The organism is Streptomyces sp. NPDC037290 (genome assembly GCF_055603245.1).
On sequence record NZ_JBVJVZ010000006.1, the window covers coordinates 113,072 to 130,490 of the forward strand.

Sequence of the window (17,419 nt, forward strand, 5' to 3'; positions counted from 1 at the left end):
GCTATGCACTAGCGGCCTGATCAGACTGGGTTTGGGCCGCTAAGGGGGCCGCTAACGATAGCGGGGCGCACCGCTATCGGTAGCGCCCCCCGGGCGTCAGCTCGCGTCCCGCTTTCCATTACGCTCCGCAATCGCGGTGACGATGTGGGAGCGGTCCACGCCTCGCCGGTTGACGACCTTGCCGTCGATGCGGCGCCCCACCTGGATCGTGGAGATGCCCAGCGGCTTGAGGGCGGCGGCGATGGTCTCGGGCTCCCAGCCCGTGTAGACCTCCGGGCGCAGTTCGGCGAGCCGGGCGACGACCGTCTCGGACCATTCCTTGGCCTGCGCTGCGGGCACGACGGCGAGGATGTCGGCGAGCAGGTCGTAGGCCGGGCCCGTGACCTCCTCGGGGGCCTCCCCGAGCGCGTAGCCGGACAACAGCCCCGCCTTCTCACGGGCCCTGCGGGCGCGGGCGCCGATAGCGTCGGCACCGGGTGCGTCCACGTAGACGGAGGAGACGATCCGGGCGTCGGCGCCCTCGCCGACGAAGTAGTGAATGCCCTTGTCTCCCCAGGCGAACATGGTGGCGCGCACGCCGCGCTTGTACGCGGACGTGCCCAGCACCATGTCGTTCTCGGTCTGGCCCATGACCTTCAGGCACCAGCGGGCGGACGCGTTCGCGGAAATGCCGGTGGGCAGCGACTTGGCGTCCGGGCGCTGGGTGGCCAACAGCACGACGATGCCGGTGGCCGGACCCCGCTTGACCAGGTCCGTGATGATCTCCTCGAACTCCTTGCCGTGGTCGGAATGCTCGAACAGCACCTGGCACTCATCGACTCCGACCACGATCGGATGCAGCCCCAGGGAGCGCTTGTCAGCAAGCTGGCTGGTCACTTTGTTCTCGGGGCAGATGTCCCGGGGCAGGGAGCGGATCACCTTCACGCGGTGGCGCAGTACCTCGCGCAGGGCGCGGAAGTCGGCGAGCGCGTACAGGATCGCCTCGTCGTCGTCGCCGGCGGCGTGCCGGTGGGAGACGTTGTTGCCGACCGGGTCGAGGTCGCCGGTGCCCTTCATGTCGTAGCTGTGCACCTCCGCGCGCGGGTCCAGCGCGGCGATGAGCAGCAGCAGACGCAGCAGGAACGTCTTGCCCATGCGCGGGATGGCGCCGATAACGCCCGCGATGTACATAAGAGTGATCTCGACCCAGCGCCCGCGCTGGTCGGTACCGAACGCGACCGGCTTGAACAGGTCGACCGTGCCGGACTTGGCCAGCGGCCACGCGGGCTTCTTGGCCTTGTTCATGTCCTGGTCGCCCACCCACAGCACCAGGTGGCCGGTGTGCTCGTCGGGCACGGCTTCGGGCCACACGCACCCCAGCGGGCGGCGCAGGCCGGAGGCGAGCCGGTCGCGGCGCTCGATGACGTCGGTCACGGTGACGCCGTAGGGGAGGTTGCCCTCCGCCCTCCAGCCGGGGCCGTCGCGGGTGATGGGGGCGGTGAACTCGAACCCGTCCCGGCCCTTGGACTGCGCCTGGTTGATCGCCGGGATGCCCAGCGCCCCCAGTGCGCGCAGCACGATGTCACTGGTGAGCTTGGTCGCCTTGGGTACCTCCACAGCCCTGTGGATGACCGGGGCGTCCGGGCGGCGGCCGGCGAACCCGAGCGCCATCACGACCCCACTCACCGACACCGCCTGAAGCCAGCCCGGCGCGAGCACGTACATGGCGAGCGCGGCACCGATGCCGACGAACAGAGCGAGCACGGTGACGAGGGTGCGCAGCCGGACCCGGCCGTCACGCTGCCGCGACAGCTTCAGGTACTCGGCGGCGTCCTCGCGGCGCACGGCGGCGAGTCGGACCGGCTCGCCCTCGCGGTCGGCCACCCACCGCATGGTGCCGCCGATGAACCGGGCCGCGCCGGTCGGGGCCTGAAGGGTGAGGCGGGCGGCGTAGACCGGGGTCCGCAGGGCGTGGTATCCGGCGGCGTGCGCGTAGTGCCGGGCCACCCATGCCGCGGCGGTCCGCAGCTCCGCTACCGAGCGCAGCCACTCCGGGACGACCGCCCGGCGCCGGGCTCCGGCGAGCCGACCGAGGTAGCCCGGACCGGTCGCGGTCGGCGTCGGCTGGTCGACCATCACGGTTGCGGTCGGGTCGGCCGACTCCGCCCCCGACCGAGCCGCGCCAGAGTCGGGCGACCGGTCGGCATGGGGGCGGGTGGTCGGGTCGGCCGACTCGGCGCGGGCCGACCGCGCCTTGCCCAGGTCGACCACCTCTCCGCCGGAGTCGGCGGCCAACTCGGCTTCGAGTCGGTTGAAGAGTTCGTTGTCGTCGTCGGGGTGCTTCACTGAAGGTCCTTCCGGAATTGGCGGGAGGGTGGGGCCCGGCCGTCGCTGTAGGAGGTGAGCGGCCGGGCCCGTGTTTGGGCGCTGAAGAAGCGTTCCGCGGTGTGTCGCTGAGCTGAAGAAACGAGACGGACGACTCTGGTTATTTGACGTTCTTCGAAGTAGTACGAGGCGGACGAGTTCGATGGACGTCCGACCTTGAAAGTCGTCCGTTGCGGTGTAGTTCGATGGGCGTCGGATCGTCAAAGCCGTCCGTAACGGCCGACTTCGACGGCGCGCCCGTGGTGGTGCGAGTGCCGGCCAGGTCGGATTCGATCCGGCGCCCTCGCGGGCGTGGATGCCTGGGCGGTGTGCCGCATCGCAGGGTGCGGTGGTCCATGACTTGGGCGACGGTGCGGATCCGCCTGGATGCGGTCACCACCAGCGGGACGGCTTCTTGGGCACGATGTAGGGGCAGCCGTTGCGCATGTGGTCCACGCACTGCGGGCAGTCCTCGCGGGGCCGCAGCTTGCGGTGGATGCGCCGGTCGTAGGCGTGCTGCCAGCACTGCGGGCACTGCCCTGGAGGCGTCTGGTCACCGGCCACGGTCACCACCACCCCGAGGACTTCTTCGCGGCCTTGGCGGTGGCGGCCTCGTTCACGATCCGCTGCCGCTCGGTCTGAAGCACGGTGATCTCCGCGGACAGCCGCGTCTCGGCCGATCCCCACGCCGTCTCCAGCTTCCGTTCGGCGCTCGCCGGGCTGTTGCCCCGCACGACCTTGTAGGAGCCGCCAGCCAGGGCGGCCAGGACAGCGCGCCGCTCGCGGCCGTTCAGCGGCCACATCTCGCGCTTCTGGACGGCCGTGAGCTTGCGGGTGGTCTGCTGGATCTCACGGTCCAGGCGACGGGTGTCGGGCTTGGTCATGGTCAACCCCTCCTCGGGGCGGTATGTCGCCCGGCGGGCGCGCGGCCCGCCGGGAGCAGATGGGGTCACACGTCGAACAGGCCCGGCGCGTCGTCCACCGGCGCCGTGGCGCGGGCACGGCGGGCGGCGGCGGTGTGGCACTCCGGGCACCAGGCCCGCAGCTCACCCATCGGCAGCGCGGCGGCCTTCACGGGCGGGGTGAGCGGGTCGGTGGGGGCGGCCATCAGGCGGATGCGGTGGCCGTGCTTGCTGGTGTAGGCGTCGTGCTCGCGCGGGCAGCGGCCCTCGGTCTTGGCGTGCGGGTTGCCGCACTGGCCGGTGCACTGGCAGCGGTAGCCCGCCACCTCCATCACCGGCCGCCAGATGTCCACCGCGGCGAGCGGCTGAGACTTCATGCCGCCACCCCCACGACCGGGGCATCGGTGCGGGCGCCACTCCGGCCGGCGCGGCGGCCGGTGACGGTGGCGAACAGCCAGCCGAGGCCCGCGCGGCGGGTCCCGGTACGAGCCTGTTTGGCCGCGTACATCGCCTCATCGGCCCGCCGCAGCAGGCCGGACAGGTCGTCGCCGGGGAAGTCGGCAGCGCGCACCCACCCGAGACTGACCGTGGTGCGGACGGCGGGGTCCTGGCCGTCGACCGGCCGGGCCAACACGCTGTGCAGCACGGCGAGCAGGTCCGCGGCGGTGCCGTGGTCGTCGAGCAGGACGGCGGCGAACTCATCGCCCCCGAGCCGTCCGGCGACCCCGTAGCGGCCGACGTGGTGGGCGAGCCGGTCGGCCGTCGCCTTCAACAGGGCGTCCCCGGCGGCGTGACCGTAGGTGTCGTTGATGTGCTTGAACTTGTCGACGTCGGCGAGGACGACGACCGCGCGCGGGTCCTTCAGCAGGGCCGTGGCGCGCCGGGTGAAGCCGTCGCGGGTGCGTAACCCGGTGAGCGGGTCACGCCGGGCGGTGTTCAGGCAGCCTCGCAGCCACCACACGTGGACCGCCCACCCGGCGGCCAGGGGCAGCGCGGACAGCAGGACCGTGGCCAGGGTGTTCACGCGGCCACCTCCTCAAGGGCGCTCTCGGCCTCGTCGGCCGGGGCGGGGGCGGCGTGCAGGGGATAGTTCTGGGCGCGCTCGGCGAGCAGGGCGTCACGCACCTGCCGGGCAGGGCCCGAGCCGCAGTGCAGGGCCTTGCGCAGCGACTCGCCGTTGATCTCGGCATCCTTCCAATCGGCCGTAACGGTGCGCGCCTCGGCCAGCAGTTCGGCCGTCGTACGCTGCGGCCCGGTGGCCTTTTTCTTGGCCGGTCGCTTGCGCGGCGGCTTGGGTGCCTCGCGCGTCGACTCCGCCGGGGGCTGGTCCGGCTCCGGCGTCGGGTCGGGCTTGATGTCCGCGGCAGCCGGGGCCAGCTCCCCCAGGCGCAGAAGGACGCGTTCGCGGCGCGGCGTCTGGCGGCGCCAGGAACGGCCGTAGCGCTCCCGCAGGTCCGCGCGGGCCAGCAGACGTTCCTTCTCCAGGGCGAGGGCGTCGCTGTATGAGGTGACCTCCCACAGCGTCATTCGGCGCCACAGGGCGAACGTGGAGCCTGGGGCCAGCAGCCAGCGAGAGAACCGGATCTTCTCCATGCGCCGGCTGGTGACGGCCCCGATCCGGACGGCGTAGACGTGCGCGCCGATCTCGGAAAAGACCACCCACAGCAGCGGCATCGTGCCGTGCGCCATCTTCGCCGACAGCGAGTGCCCGGCGGCCACGTTCAGGCCGCAGGTGACCAGAGTGAGCACCCACGGCACGAACCGCACCCACGCCAACGCCATGTCCAGCCGGATCAACAGCAGGTTGGCCAGCGTGAACACCGGAATGGCCACGTCGATGGCGACCGGCAGGATGTGCGGCTGGGTGAAACTCCAACGGGCCGCAGCGAGGGACACCGCGTCGAAGGAGGAGATCAGGCCCAGGGCGCCGACCGCAGCAGCGGCGAGCGCACCCACCCCGGCAAGGCCCATCTCCGGCTTCGTGAGCGGTGGGACCGTCGGACGCTCGGCCGGGGGGATTGTCTCGACGGTGTTCATGCCGCCGCTCCCCTCCGCGCGGGCCGCCGGCGCCCGCCCGGGCGGGACAGCGGGACGACGTTGAACAGCTCCGGGGCGTGCGCCTCGATCACCTCGGCCACGACCCGGCTCACGTCGTCTGGGAGGTCCGGGTTCTCGGCGAGGATGTCGCGCGCGGCGTCCAAGCGGGCCATGCGCTCCTCGTCGGTCTCGCCCTCCACCCCGAGCCACAGCTCAGCCGGGGTGCCCAGCGCCAGTTCGATGAAGTCGTTGACGGAGACGGCCTGATGACCGCCGATGTACGTGCGCATTCAGCGCTCCTGATGTCGAAGGGACAGGGAAAGCGCCCGGGTGGGTCGTGGCCTGGTGGTGAGAGGCGACCGTTCGGGATGCGACCCCAAGCCGCGTCGGCGGCGGGGTGGTGCCCCGACCGGGAGTCGAACCCGGTCTTGCGACCATCGGGGCTGTCGTACGGCTCAGCGGTGAACGACGGGCTTGTCCATGTCCCGGTGGTGGACTGTCACGTCGTGTCCGGCGTCGCTCAGCACTTCGGCGAGGGCGCGAGCGAAGACTGGGGCGCCGTGCCGGCCGCCCGCACATCCGTCGGCGACCGATAACTCCGGCGGATGGTCCGGACGCGAGTGCCTCGACGGCCGATGCGGTCTCCAGCACCAGGGCTGCGACCCCCGGTGTGCCCAGCACCGCGGCACGGACCGGCTGGTCGTCGGCGGTCATGTGCCGCAGCTCCGGCGAGATGTGCGGGTCGCGGAAGTGGTGGCGCAGGTCGATGGTCAGGTGCGCGGCGGGCGGCTCGTCGTGCAGGTAGCCGAACGAGACGATCTCGACAACAGCCATGAGGACTCCCAGGAGTCGAAGGGGTGGAAAGGGCGGCCGGGGTCGTGGCGTGGTGAGAGGCGGCCGCCCCGAGTGCCCCGGAGCGGATTCGATCCGCTGCCTCACGGCCGGCCGGGGCCGCAGCGCCGGAGCGCTGCGAGGGGTTGGGTTGCGCTGTACCTCACGCGGCACGAAGCCCGCGTGGCCGCCTACTTGGCCGAGGAGAGGCGGCGTGATCCCCATTCAGTTGTCAAGGAACGAACACTTCCGGCGAGCGCGGTAACCCCTGGTCAAAGGGGCTCCCGTCCCTTGCGGAGCGGGGTCCGCCGGGCACATGCTCAGATTGACTTAAGTCAATCTGACTGTCAAGGGGGTCCGACGGAGAGGCGGAGATTGACTTAGGTCCCAGCTACTCTCGAACCCATGGAGCAGAGCTCAGGAGCGCCCAAGCAGGCGCATACGGCCAAGGACATCGCTGCCGACTTCCGCGCGAAGATCACAGGCCCGAACCGCGAATACGGACCGGGCGAGCAGCTCCCGGCGGCCCGCAAGCTCGCCAAGGAACTTGGCGTGCAGCTCCTGACCGTGCAAAGCGCGTACAGCCAGCTCCGTGATGAGGGGCTGGTTCTCACCCAGCAGGGCCGGGGGACGTTCGTCCGTGACCCTTCCGTGCCGCTCGGCACTGAGCCGGGCAGCAGCCCCGCGTTCACCGCTCTGGCCGCAGAACTCAGCTCGATTCACGAAGCTCTTCGCCTGTTCGGTGAGCGGCTTGACCGTCTTGAGCACCTCGTTGGCAAGGAGACTCCACCCGCGCAATGAGTTCATCCGCGCGCCTCAGCAGTCGCTCCACCGTGGCGCGGGCCTCGCTGAGACTCGCTTCGATCACTGCGAGTTCTGAGGGGGTGAGACCCCCCAACTCTCCGCGTCGCTCCTGGATCCCTGACATGCCAATGAGCATGCGGCCGCGCCCCCGGCCGCCGACCCGACGACCCCGAGCACCCCACGCTTGCCTGAACTCACTGCACCGCCCTGCACCGCTGAGCCATCGCGAACACCTCGGACGAACGCGAACCACTCGTAACCGGGGATTGCTTGATCAGGTCCCGTAGCGTCTCGCGCACCCTCGGATTGTTGCGCACGAGCTGCGGCGACGTGCGCTCAGCCGTACGCAGTTCCGTGAACGCATCGTCCCCTTGCCCGGCAAGGGACAAGGCACGCGCGAAGTCGATGCGGTGCGAGACGCTGCGCTCCTGCGGCATGTGGTCGACATTGATCCGGCCGTGCTCCACCACGTAGGAGACGTTGTCCAGGTCCAGCTCAACGGACAGACGGTGAAGCAGTACGTTCGTCGGCCCGAAACCGGTCTGCCAGTAGTTCTCATCCGAGCCGAGATCATCCGCGAGTTCTTCGGCACGGTTCAGCAGCCTCGTCGCGGTGGACCGGTCCTGATGTCGGGCCGCAGCGACGGCGGCCCGCAGGTGGATCATTCCGAGCAAGCTGAGCGCTGCCGGATCGTGTTCGGTCACCTGAGACGACAGCCACGCTGCGGCCGTGTTGCCCAGTTCCAGGGCGTCGTCATAGCGCCCGTTGGCGAGCAGGGCATGAGTGCCGGACCGTGCAGCAGACGCCAGTACGAGCGGGTCATCCGACTCGTCAGCGGCTCGCATCGCGCGCTCAGCGGCGAGCCATGAGATGTCCGACTCACCGATCTTGGCCAGCGTCGTGGCCGCGAGGTGATGCGTGCGCGCCGACACCGCCCAGCAGTCGCCACCTTCCTCGCTGCGGCGCGCCGCTCGCTCCTCCAACTCCTGCGCCGTCTGCAGCAGGGCTGGGAGAGCAGAGATGACGCTGCCGAGCCGGCCGCCCTGATAGTCGTTCCATGCCTGCTCCACGCGCACGGCGACAGGCGCAGGCGTCGGGAGCTGAGCCTCAGCATCCGGGCCGAACAGCAGACGGGACAACCGTCGCGGGCTCATGAGGGCGTCGCGCACAGAAGGGACGTCGTCCTGGTGCCGCTCGTCTTCCATGAGGATGGACTGTCCGAGCAAATCCCCGAGGGGTACGCGAAGGATGCGCGACAGCTCGGCGAGCATGTCGATACGAGGTGGCTTCCGACGCCCCGTCTCGATCTTCGCGAGCCAGTCAGTGCTGCGTCCGACGAGGCCGGCCAACACCTCTTGCGTGTAGCCGCGACGCTTCCGATAGAACGCGATGCGCTCACCGATGCTGAGGTGATCTCCGAGACCACGCATGGCCTGTTGCCTCCTGCTCGTAGGGGCTGGCTTTACGGTACCTAGCTGACTGGCGCTGAGGCAGACAGTCGTCCACCGATCCGAGCATGCAGGCGCCAACAGGCGAGAGCCCGGACGAAGTGTCCGGGTACAGGGTTTCCCTACGTCATCAAGGCCCGCGCACGGCGCGGGCGCGCGCCGCCTCTGCGGCGCGCTCGGCGGCTGCAGGCACATCGCGGGGAGAAAACCCTCTGTGGCTGGGGCGGTCGGCTCCACGGCTTTAGGCAGCCAATTTGGCGCGAGCCTCGAAGATCATGGCCCAAGATCGGGCACTAGCGGGCAGGCTCACAAACCTGCCCGATCCGCTGGCTAGCGTAATTGGCCATGATCACTCGCGCCAAATCAGCTCCAGCCCAAAGCCGCTCCGCCGACCTTTTCTACTCGCCCGCCTGGGCGGCGTACGCGTCTTTCTCGATCTTGGGACCGGCGCTGATTTCCAAGTGCCCCCTGGTGCGGCCCAGGGCGTTAACTGCGGTCAGAGACCACGGCATCACCAGCGGTGATACGCTCAACCTTTCGGGAGCCATCAAATGCACGGAGGGCAGAAGCAATGTCTCTTCGGCCCGCAGGCTTGTCACGTCACATAGGATGGCACTTCCCTCTACCCGCATATGGACATCAGGGACAACCCTAGGGGAAACAATCCCCTGCATATTAGTGATGTTGCTCTGTATGATCGAGTATTCACCACCAAGGGGTGTAGGCCTGCGAGGCTGCCTAAATTTTATGCCCGTATAGTCATCACCCAGGAAGGCAGAGATGCCCTCCGGAAGGTCGAGTTCTACCCTTACTTGCTGATAACTGCGCTCTTGTGAATTCTTGAGCCGCAGACGCAGCAGTCCGTGACCTTTGCGCATGTAGGTCTGCATCGCCACATTGAAGAGGTATTCCTTGAAGTGGCGCAAGTAGGTCCGCGCCTCCCTGTCGTAGTCACTTTCCGAGCGACGGTCAAAACTCATGGCAGTGATAAATCCGTTTTTACGGGGAGGAGGCTTCCTCCTGCCCGCCTTGACGACTTCTACCTCCTTCGCGAGGGTGGAGCTGATAGCTTTTTCAAGCAACGGCCAAGACGGTACTTCCACAGGATTGACTAGGCTCTCAAGCGAAAGAGACTGGCGCTCTCCTGAGGTCTGCGCTCTCTGCGTAAGACGCAGAACCTCACCAGGCCCGGCAATCGCTGTCTGAGCCGTCCTGCGTACAAATATCATGCCAGCGTAATATCGATCAAAGTCCTTATAGAGCGTGTGAATAGGGTCACCGTCCTTCGGGGGGTCAACGGCTATAACTAGCACTTCGTTACCGTCGACAGTAACGTAGGAGGGAACCCATTCAGGGCCTTGCGGTCCCAGGTAGGACCTAATTCCCGACTCTAGGTCGGCCAGGTCGATTGTAGCTACTCCGTTTACGGAACCTGGTTCAACTCCCACAAGGATGTACCCAAAGCCACCGGCCGTTTGTGAGCTTTTCTCTACTGATCTATTTGCCATAGCAAGAATATGGCGAGCGAGAGTGGCCTTGGTCTGCTTCTCGCTTAGGTTGTAGTTCGACTTCCACTCGATCCAGTCATTCTCATCGTGCTCACCCGCACCCTTCACCGCTTCGACGAGCGACCTCAGCTGCAGGGGGGTGCGAAAGGGCTTGCTGTGGTCAACATCCAACGCCATGTACCGATTATGTGCTGCGATGAAGGCCAGCACCCAGCTATTAAGGTAGTAGGGCGATGATCGCGGACCTGTGGTTGGTGTGAGGTGCGCCAGTCGGCACGGTCGGTGGGCTTGGCCGCCCGACCAAAGGACAGGGGGCCGATGCGACGTTCGGGTGCCGTCCCTGGGCCGTCCGACGCCGCCCAAGGCCACCCGACGACCGGCAGTGACAGTCGAGCCGCACCCCTCAACCGCGAAGCCCCAGGTCAGCGGCCTGCGACCGAACCGGTTTCCCCCTCAGGGTGGACCTCAGGCAGGATGGGGCGCTTCTTTCCAGCCGAGGGCAGCACCCCAACTGGCGCCGGATCCGTGCCACGTTCTCACAGAGGGCGCCACGCAGGTTGGAGTGGCATCCTACGATCGCTGGCATGCAACTGACACCCCACGAGGTACTCGGCCGTTGGCTTCTCACAACGCTTGGTGAGATGGGCGGTGCGGGTTCCAAGCAGGCCGTGCTTCGGAGGATCGAGGAGCGCTACGGTTCCCAACTGACCGAGACCGACCACTTGCCGCAACCATCCAACGGAGAAGTCAAGTGGGAGAACCGAACCGCTTGGCAGCGGAACCGGATGGTCAAGGCAGGGCTACTCAAGCCTTATGCGAGGCGTGGGGACCCTTGGGCGCTCACCGAGGCAGGCTGGGCGGCTTACCGTGCCCTTGTACCTGGTCAGTAGGGATCCACGTAGAGGTCCAACGCCGACGGACAACCGCGGACGAGCCCGGACGGCTAGAAACCATCAGCAAAAGGTGGAAGACCTACCAACCCAAGGCAGCGCCCCTGCTCAAGTTGCTTCGGGACGAAGAGGTCAGTTTCGCCGCGCGAGGCGGGACTCGCTGGGGTGCCCTCTGCCGGCCGCGCCGAGGCATTGCTACCGTGCGCCCCCGTCGCGCCGCTCCCCCGGTCTGGGCCCGGCTGGATCATCGGCGCGCATGAAGGGATTCGGGAAGTACTGGGGTTGGATCGTCTTTGCTGTGCTGATCGCAGGATGGCTGACCTTCGACTTTGGGCCGGTCGCGCTCCTCATCCTGTCTGGGATCAGCGCCTTCTACTTCTTCTTCAACGTGCCCGTCTGGTGTGGAGCTGAGGGTCGTGGCGGATCATGCCGTAACAACAGCCACGGCGCGCTCATGGGCTGCCACCTCCGTCAGCACAAGTGGCAGAAGGTCAAGATGCTCTTCTGGAGTGCGCGCTGGGCACGTCTCCGGCAGGAGCTGTTCCAGAACGCGACCACCACCCTGGCAAGCCTGGGCGGCATACTCGCCGTCACGTCAGGTATAGCGGCAACCCTGCAACCCCTATTCGGCGGTGGCTGGTAGCGGGACACGCTGGCGCTCAACCTGCGCGCCGCTCGGGCCGTCTCTGGGCCGTGCGAGGCCACCCGAAGCCGACCAACAACGACAGAAGCCCACGGCATCTGAACTGGTCAGAGCCGTGGGCTTCTTCAGTCTCGCTGGTCAGCGGGACCGGTGATCAGTAGACCGGCTACTGAACGCCCTCGACGGCGGGCTGGCTGTCGAGCAGCGTGTCCACCGTCACTGTTCCTGCCGACGTGCCGATCAGCCACTCCGCGAGAGTGATCCCTTGGGCCCAAAGCTCTCCCTGGTGGTTGCACCACATCCGGCCCGCGGGGTCGCGGAAGTCGACCAGAGACCAGATGGTGCACCCCCAGTCGTAGACCAGCACCAGGCCAGCGGGAATGCGGCCGGACGGATCTGGTCCGTCCCGGTACAACTCGGCGATGTCGTAGAAGTTGCCTTGGGCGTGGCCCCCGCTCACGCCCAGGATGCCGTCGTCCGGCCCGAATCCTCCGTTGGCCACTTCGCTGTACAGACGCCGCAGGAGCGGAGGCGTCCGAAACCCGATGACCTGTTCCGCCTCGGCGATAGCATCCGACCCTGCGGGCGGGGGCAGGGTTCGTGTCCGGGTTACAGCACGCACCATCTCCACGACCTCGTCATCAGTCACCGGCTCACCCTCTCAGCCCGGAGAGAGGGAGGCCAGTGCCCTTGGGGGGCCGCAAGTCCCTGAGTCCCTCCTGGGCCGTCTCTGGGCCGTGCGAGGACGCCCGAGGACACCCAGCGGCGACCGACAGTGACAAACGCGCCATGAGCGTCAGCAGCAAAGCCCCAGGTCAGGGCCCCGTGACGATACGGGTTTCCGCCCAGGGGTGGCGGTCGGGCAAGATGGGGTGTTTCTTGTCGCCCCGTCTTAGCTTGAGCGATTCTTCCCGGCCTCATGTCTCCTGACGTTGCTGGGCCATATGCTCAGCCGACCTTCACACTTCCTTCAGGAGTGCACCCGTGCGTCGGTTGGTCATAGTCGCGCTGTTCACTGCCGCTTCCCTCACAGGCTGTTCACCCGCACCGTCATCTGGGCACGCGCCCTCCAGAGCCGAACCCGCGTCAGCGGCCCGCCCGACGCCCTCAGCCTCACCCACCGTCCCAGCTTGCGCAGCCTCGGCCAAAGCCACCGAAGCACTATCCAGGTCGGGCGAATTGCTCGTGACTGCAGTGTCTCTGAGTGATGCAACGCTGACCTCTGCCGAAAAGATCGTGAAGCAGGTTCAGGGCCTAAAGGGGGTCTCTGACTCCGTGTGCCAGCTTGAGACCGGTAACGGGGGCAAGCCGAACCGCGAGACGGTATGCGAGTCGGCCAAAGAGTTGGACCGTGACGGTGGGCTGAGGGCGCAAACCCAAGCGGAGGCCGCCGCGGACGCAGCGCCACTTGCGTCGAGTGATGACGTCAAAGCTTTCAAAGACCAACTGACAGCCGTCACAGACCCGACCACTGCCGGCACAGTCTCACTCCAAGCGCAGTACTGCGACGATCTTCCATAACGTGGCTCTCCGGGACACCGAGTATCTGTCGAATGCGTGTCGAAGTCCGTTGGAAGGCTTCCTCAGCTGAGGAGAAGCTCCAGGTCAGTGAGCTCTTTCAGCGTGGCCACTGATCGGGTGACGGGTCGATGTCCCGCAGCGCACGAGGCTCCCGTGCCGTTGAGAGAGGTGTTCGACGTCTCAACTCATCAGCGCAGGAGCCTCGTTGGTTCCCTATCCTGCCTCACTCGACCTGCCTCACGCCCTCGTCGAGTGGGTAACCATGCTCATCGTCACCCGTGAGGGTGACCGCCGCTGCAAGCTCCCGCCTCGCCTGCGTGCTCTCGTCGCCCTGGTCTACCTGCGCCAGCACGACCCTCTCACGCAGATCGCCGCCGGGTTCGGCATATCCGTCGGCACCGCCCACGCCTACGTCACTGCCGTCGTCGACCACCTCGCCCGGCGGGCGCCCGGTCTGCTGCGAGTCCTGAGGGAGACCGATCCCGAGCACGTCCTGCTCGACGGCACGCTCGCCGAGTGCGACCGGGTCGGCGACAGCCGGGCCGACTTCTCGCACAAGCACCGCCGACACGGCGTGAACGTGCAGGTCGTCGCCGATCCCGCGGGCGAGCTGCTGTGGCTCTCGCCCACACTGCCCGGACGCACCCACGACCTGACCGCAGCCCGCATCCGCCGCATCATCCGGATCTGCGAACGCCGGGGCGTTCCCGTTCTCGCCGACCGTGCCTACATCGGGGCCGGCCCCTGGGTGACCACGCCGATCAAGCGACTCCCGCACCAGGACCTCAACCCGACCCAGCGGACGATCAACCGGGCCCTGTCGGCGGCGCGGGCGCCAGTCGAACGAAGCGTCGCGAGACTGAAGTCCTGGCGCATCTTCCGCAGAGCCCGCTGCAGCCCCAACCGCATGACGGTCATCGCCAAAGCCGTCCTCACCCTGGAGAGGCAACGCTGAAAACCCTCAGTGCCTCATTCGGTGAGATTGCGGCCCGTAACTAATTTTGCACTCTATGGAAGCGACGAGGCAGGCGGGAGACGAGTTGCGTATTCTCAGCGGAGCAACTCTACTGGAAGTTGGGAACGGGGGCTTGGGGGATTCACCTCGTCGAGATTTGGAGCGTCCCGTCAGTGGCGCTGCCGCGGCTTCTTCCCTTTGCCCCGGAGCGGTGAATATTCGACAGTGCCGGAAGAGCGAAACAATGCAGCACATACACGCCCTACGCACTGCGCAGGTCGCAGTGGCCGCCGCCGCAGCCGGCGCCCTGGCAGCGATCACAACCCTGGGTAGCGCCACACCTGCGGCCGCCCGCCCCGCACGGTGCAACAGCCTAGTTATGAGCTTTTACGACAAAGCGCCGACAAAAGGCGGTCTTTTGCCGGACTTGTGGAATTTCAGGCTGGGCCAGGCGACACATTGCCTCATCAACGCGGAGCGCGCCAAAGTCGGCGCGCAGCCGCTGATGTGGGGAGACGCCACCGGCGGGCCGCTGATCGACGCCGCAGCCGAGCACGCTAAGGCCGCTGTGACCCAGCAATGGTGGGGGGAGCCGAACGCGGACCCTCACTACAACCCTGTGACCAAAACGCATCCACTAGATCGCATTAGGCGCGCAGGCTTCTGCGCGAACGGCAGCGCATGGGGAGGAGCCGAGATTGTGTACTCCGGCTGGGGCGGTTCAGGTACCCCGAGGAAGGCTGTCGAGTGGTGGATGTCCAGCCCAACCCACGCCGCGATCATCAAGGATTCCCAGCTGGCCTGGATCGGCTATGAGGTGCTACCCGGATCGGGTTATAAAGCCGACGCGGGCCGGCCAGGCGCTGGAACGTACGTCGTGACGTTTGGGTACTGCCAACAATGAGCTTCTTCGAGCTGGTCCCTGATCAGGTGACAGGCCGCGAAACGCAACGAGCGAGGCCCCCGAGCTGTTGATCGAGATGTCTGACGTCTCAATCAACTGCCCGGGGGCCTCGTTGGTCATCTATCCTGCCGCACTCGACCTGCCCCATGCACTCGTGGAGTGGGTGACCATGCTGGTCGTCACCCGTGAGGGTGACCGGCGCTGCAAGCTCCGCCCGTCCCAGCGCGCGATGGTGGCACTGGTGTACCTGCGCGAACACGATCGCTGCCGGGGTCGGGATCAGCGAGTCCACCGCCCACGCCGACACCAGCCACGTCATCGACCTGCTCGCCGAACGCGCGCCGGGCTTGCTGAAGGCCCTGCGCGAGGCCGACGCGGACTTCGTCCTGCTGGACGGCACGCTCACCGAGTGCGATCGGGTCGGCGACGGACGGGCCGACTACTCCCACAAACACCGCCGACACGGGGTGAACGTGCAGGTGGCACCGATCCGGACGGCCAGCTGCTGTGGCTGTCACCCGCGCTGCCGGGCCGGGCTCACGACCTGACCGCGGCCCGTACCCACCGGATCATCCGCATCTGCGAGCGCCAGGGCGTCCCCATCCTGGCCGATCTCGCTTACCAGGGCGGTGGCCCCTGGGTGACCACCGGCATCAAACGCAGGCCCCTTCAAGAACTCACCCTCACCGAGAAGACCGTCAACCGGGCCCTGGCGGCGGCACGGGCACCGGTCGAACGCGGCGTCGCACGCCTGAAGTCCTGGCGGATCTTCCGCAGATCCCGCTGCAGCCCCAACCGCATGACGTCAATCGGCAAAGCCATCCTCACTCTGGAGCGGCAACGCTGAAAAAGCTCAGTAAGTGGACAGGACTCAACCCGCAAAGCGCCTTCCAAGCACACCGCCGCTAACTGCTCCAAGCAGGCCCACGGCCAACGCAGGACGTCATGGGAGGGTGTCCTAGGTGTCCGACTGTCCGGTTAGAGCGTTGACCTGCACGAATGGATCGGACACCCCTAGACGGCAAGTGTCCGACTGTCTGGGTGCCGAGGCTGAAACACCAGGGTGTTTCAGCACTCCCGACGACGACAGTGCACAGGCCTATGCCAGCGGGAGCACACGGCCCTGTGCGTGAGCAGTGCGTGAGATTCGGGACCTGCGACCTTGCGTGCGCATCTACGCAGGTCAGGGGCATCATGCGCATGATCTCCGGAGCCGTGTGCGCAGGTTCGAATCCTGCCGGGGGCACCCAGTATGAGGTGCCCAAAGACCCCGTCACCAGCGGAAACGCTGAGGCCGGGATCTTCGCGTATGTGCAGGCGTATGCCAGCGCCGAGCGGTCGTATACCCGGGTCTGCGGACGTGGGTCGACGGGATCTTGAAACAGCGGCGCAGGTGAGGTCGAGGGAAAGGCGGGGCCGCACCAAAGCCAGGCGCCCCGGTCCCGTACGAATCGTCACGCCGCTCGGGGCTGCCCATGGGCGTCGGTGAGGACTGCCGGCACCCCGAGAGACACCGACTCAGGCCTGAGTCCGAGCCTGACAATGGCGAGCGACGCGTGGCACCTGCTCCGTCTGGTCGGCCGTGAGCGCTCCTGGGGGCGGAGTGAGTGCCGCTACTTGGTGCTCCTGGTGGACCCGGGCAGCTCCGTCCGCCTCGGGCCAGGTTCGTTGAGAAGTCGGCAGCGCCGGACGCGCCTGTGCCCCGGCGCTCTGTCTGGACAGCAGCAACCGAGACGAGGCCGTCGCGGAACGTCTCGTGCTCCTCGCCAGCGAGCGTCACCGCACGTTTTCACGCCCCGCTCAGGGCTCGGGGGTCCATTCCACGGGAGGGGGCTTGCGGCTGTAGCGGGCTCCCTTGGTGCCGTAGTGGGCGAGGTGCAGGGTCTCGCCGTCGAGCTGGATCTCTGGCGGCGGAGGGTTGGGTACGGAGATCCGTGGGTGGGTGTAGGGGTGGCCTTCGATGAAGACGGGCTCCCGGAAGTTGTTCCGGGCGTCCGCCCAGTCCTGGGCCCCTTCGCGGGTCCATGGGTTCTGCAGGGTCCGCGGGGCGGCCGGGTCGTGGTCGTAGCCGTTGAGGCTGCGCACCAGAGCCTCGCTGTAGACACCCTTGACCCGGAAGTTCTCCAGGTCATCCGCGCGTACGATCATGTGGACGTACCGGCGGCCGTTGCCCCGGTGCCGGCCCACCGCGGGCCAGCGACCGTGGCCCGGGTCCCAGCGGACGGGCGGGAGCCACAGCAGGGCGCCCGCGCGGAAGTGCTTCGTGCCGTGCTGGATGTCGAGACCGCTCTCGCCGTGCGCGGTTTCCCGTGCCACGTTGGCCACCAGGCACCAGCCCAACAGCCCGTCCGGCGCCTCTTCTTCGGTGGGTCCCGTGTCTGTCACGCCGAGAATTCTGAGGCACGGGACGGGTCGCGAGCCAGCTCTTATCAGCCGGGCCGACCGGAGCAGGCGTGTGGGTCCTTCTCGCCCTTGCCGGCCACGGACCTCTTCGGCGTCGTGCTCGCGCCCGCCCCTTCCACCGGTAGGGGCCGGGATTCGGCGTCGTGCTCGCGCCCACCCCTCCCACCGGTAAGGCCCCGGCCCCGCATCGTGCTCACACCCACCCCTCCCACCGGCAAAGCCCCAGCCCC

At 67.5% G+C, this 17,419-nt stretch carries 17 protein-coding genes and 2 pseudogenes; 6 read left to right on the top strand and 13 right to left on the bottom strand.

Annotated features, from left to right (window positions below; translation table 11 throughout):
- Positions 1-96: 96 nt before the first annotated feature.
- From ACZ7HQ_RS22350 to ACZ7HQ_RS22390, 9 genes and pseudogenes are all read right to left on the bottom strand, one after another.
- A complete protein-coding gene (locus ACZ7HQ_RS22350) occupies positions 97-2,325 on the bottom strand; it encodes a cell division protein FtsK (protein ID WP_470992569.1) in 2,229 nt (742 codons plus the stop codon).
- 411 nt (positions 2,326-2,736) lie between these two features.
- Positions 2,737-2,913 carry a pRL2-8 gene (locus tag ACZ7HQ_RS22355; protein ID WP_470993555.1) on the bottom strand — a complete coding sequence of 59 codons (177 nt, stop codon included), beginning with the start codon at positions 2,911-2,913 and terminating at the stop codon, positions 2,737-2,739.
- Entirely contained in the window at positions 2,910-3,227 is a 318-nt protein-coding gene (locus ACZ7HQ_RS22360; RefSeq protein WP_470992571.1) for a hypothetical protein, read from the bottom strand. The genes ACZ7HQ_RS22355 and ACZ7HQ_RS22360 overlap by 4 nt, the downstream gene beginning before the upstream one ends.
- Positions 3,228-3,292: 65 nt before the next feature.
- Entirely contained in the window at positions 3,293-3,622 is a 330-nt protein-coding gene (locus tag ACZ7HQ_RS22365; RefSeq protein ID WP_470992574.1) for a hypothetical protein, read from the bottom strand.
- A complete protein-coding gene (locus tag ACZ7HQ_RS22370; RefSeq protein WP_470992577.1) occupies positions 3,619-4,269 on the bottom strand; it encodes a GGDEF domain-containing protein in 651 nt (216 codons plus the stop codon). The genes ACZ7HQ_RS22365 and ACZ7HQ_RS22370 overlap by 4 nt, the downstream gene beginning before the upstream one ends.
- Entirely contained in the window at positions 4,266-5,282 is a 1,017-nt protein-coding gene (locus ACZ7HQ_RS22375) for a DUF2637 domain-containing protein (protein ID WP_470992579.1), read from the bottom strand. The genes ACZ7HQ_RS22370 and ACZ7HQ_RS22375 overlap by 4 nt, the downstream gene beginning before the upstream one ends.
- Entirely contained in the window at positions 5,279-5,572 is a 294-nt protein-coding gene (locus ACZ7HQ_RS22380) for a hypothetical protein (protein ID WP_470992583.1), read from the bottom strand. Before ACZ7HQ_RS22380 ends, ACZ7HQ_RS22375 begins: the two co-directional genes overlap by 4 nt.
- A gap of 165 nt (positions 5,573-5,737) precedes the next feature.
- Positions 5,738-5,971 carry a RapZ C-terminal domain-containing protein gene (locus tag ACZ7HQ_RS22385; protein ID WP_470992586.1) on the bottom strand — a complete coding sequence of 78 codons (234 nt, stop codon included), beginning with the start codon at positions 5,969-5,971 and terminating at the stop codon, positions 5,738-5,740.
- Positions 5,961-6,338: pseudogene (locus ACZ7HQ_RS22390) on the bottom strand (RapZ C-terminal domain-containing protein); the annotation flags it as partial. The gene ACZ7HQ_RS22385 and the pseudogene ACZ7HQ_RS22390, both read right to left, overlap by 11 nt.
- 180 nt (positions 6,339-6,518) lie before the next feature.
- Between ACZ7HQ_RS22390 and ACZ7HQ_RS22395 the strand changes: the two are divergent.
- The gene (locus ACZ7HQ_RS22395) at positions 6,519-6,914 is read left to right on the top strand and encodes a GntR family transcriptional regulator (protein WP_468319280.1); all 396 of its coding nucleotides are present in this window, start codon (positions 6,519-6,521) and stop codon (positions 6,912-6,914) included.
- A gap of 197 nt (positions 6,915-7,111) precedes the next feature.
- Here ACZ7HQ_RS22395 and ACZ7HQ_RS22400 read toward each other — a convergent pair whose 3' ends face one another.
- Together ACZ7HQ_RS22400 and ACZ7HQ_RS22405 are read right to left on the bottom strand one after the other, a co-directional pair.
- Positions 7,112-8,347 carry a helix-turn-helix domain-containing protein gene (locus tag ACZ7HQ_RS22400; protein WP_470992589.1) on the bottom strand — a complete coding sequence of 412 codons (1,236 nt, stop codon included), beginning with the start codon at positions 8,345-8,347 and terminating at the stop codon, positions 7,112-7,114.
- Between the two features lie 416 nt (positions 8,348-8,763).
- Entirely contained in the window at positions 8,764-10,083 is a 1,320-nt protein-coding gene (locus tag ACZ7HQ_RS22405) for an AlbA family DNA-binding domain-containing protein (RefSeq protein WP_470992592.1), read from the bottom strand.
- A gap of 374 nt (positions 10,084-10,457) precedes the next feature.
- On the opposite strand from ACZ7HQ_RS22405, the gene ACZ7HQ_RS22410 reads away from it, so the two are divergent.
- Positions 10,458-10,763, top strand: coding sequence for a winged helix-turn-helix domain-containing protein (locus ACZ7HQ_RS22410; RefSeq protein ID WP_470992595.1), 306 nt, complete (start codon positions 10,458-10,460; stop codon positions 10,761-10,763).
- Between the two features lie 256 nt (positions 10,764-11,019).
- Positions 11,020-11,406, top strand: a complete 387-nt coding sequence (locus ACZ7HQ_RS22415; protein ID WP_470992598.1) for a hypothetical protein — start codon at positions 11,020-11,022, stop codon at positions 11,404-11,406.
- 166 nt (positions 11,407-11,572) lie between these two features.
- On the opposite strand, the gene ACZ7HQ_RS22420 is transcribed toward ACZ7HQ_RS22415, so the two are convergent.
- Complete coding sequence (locus ACZ7HQ_RS22420) at positions 11,573-12,055, bottom strand: SMI1/KNR4 family protein (protein ID WP_470992601.1); 483 nt, start codon at positions 12,053-12,055, stop codon at positions 11,573-11,575.
- A gap of 1,077 nt (positions 12,056-13,132) precedes the next feature.
- Here ACZ7HQ_RS22420 and ACZ7HQ_RS22425 point away from each other — a divergent pair.
- From ACZ7HQ_RS22425 to ACZ7HQ_RS22435, 3 genes and pseudogenes are all read left to right on the top strand, one after another.
- The gene (locus ACZ7HQ_RS22425) at positions 13,133-13,882 is read left to right on the top strand and encodes a transposase family protein (RefSeq protein ID WP_470992604.1); all 750 of its coding nucleotides are present in this window, start codon (positions 13,133-13,135) and stop codon (positions 13,880-13,882) included.
- A 379-nt stretch (positions 13,883-14,261) separates the two neighbouring features.
- Positions 14,262-14,786 carry a CAP domain-containing protein gene (locus ACZ7HQ_RS22430; RefSeq protein WP_470992607.1) on the top strand — a complete coding sequence of 175 codons (525 nt, stop codon included), beginning with the start codon at positions 14,262-14,264 and terminating at the stop codon, positions 14,784-14,786.
- Positions 14,787-14,898: 112 nt separating this feature from the next.
- A pseudogene (locus ACZ7HQ_RS22435) lies at positions 14,899-15,633 on the top strand (transposase).
- A 953-nt stretch (positions 15,634-16,586) separates the two neighbouring features.
- Here the strand turns inward: ACZ7HQ_RS22435 and ACZ7HQ_RS22440 are convergent.
- The gene (locus ACZ7HQ_RS22440; protein WP_470992609.1) at positions 16,587-17,171 is read right to left on the bottom strand and encodes a hypothetical protein; all 585 of its coding nucleotides are present in this window, start codon (positions 17,169-17,171) and stop codon (positions 16,587-16,589) included.
- Positions 17,172-17,419: the final 248 nt, after the last annotated feature.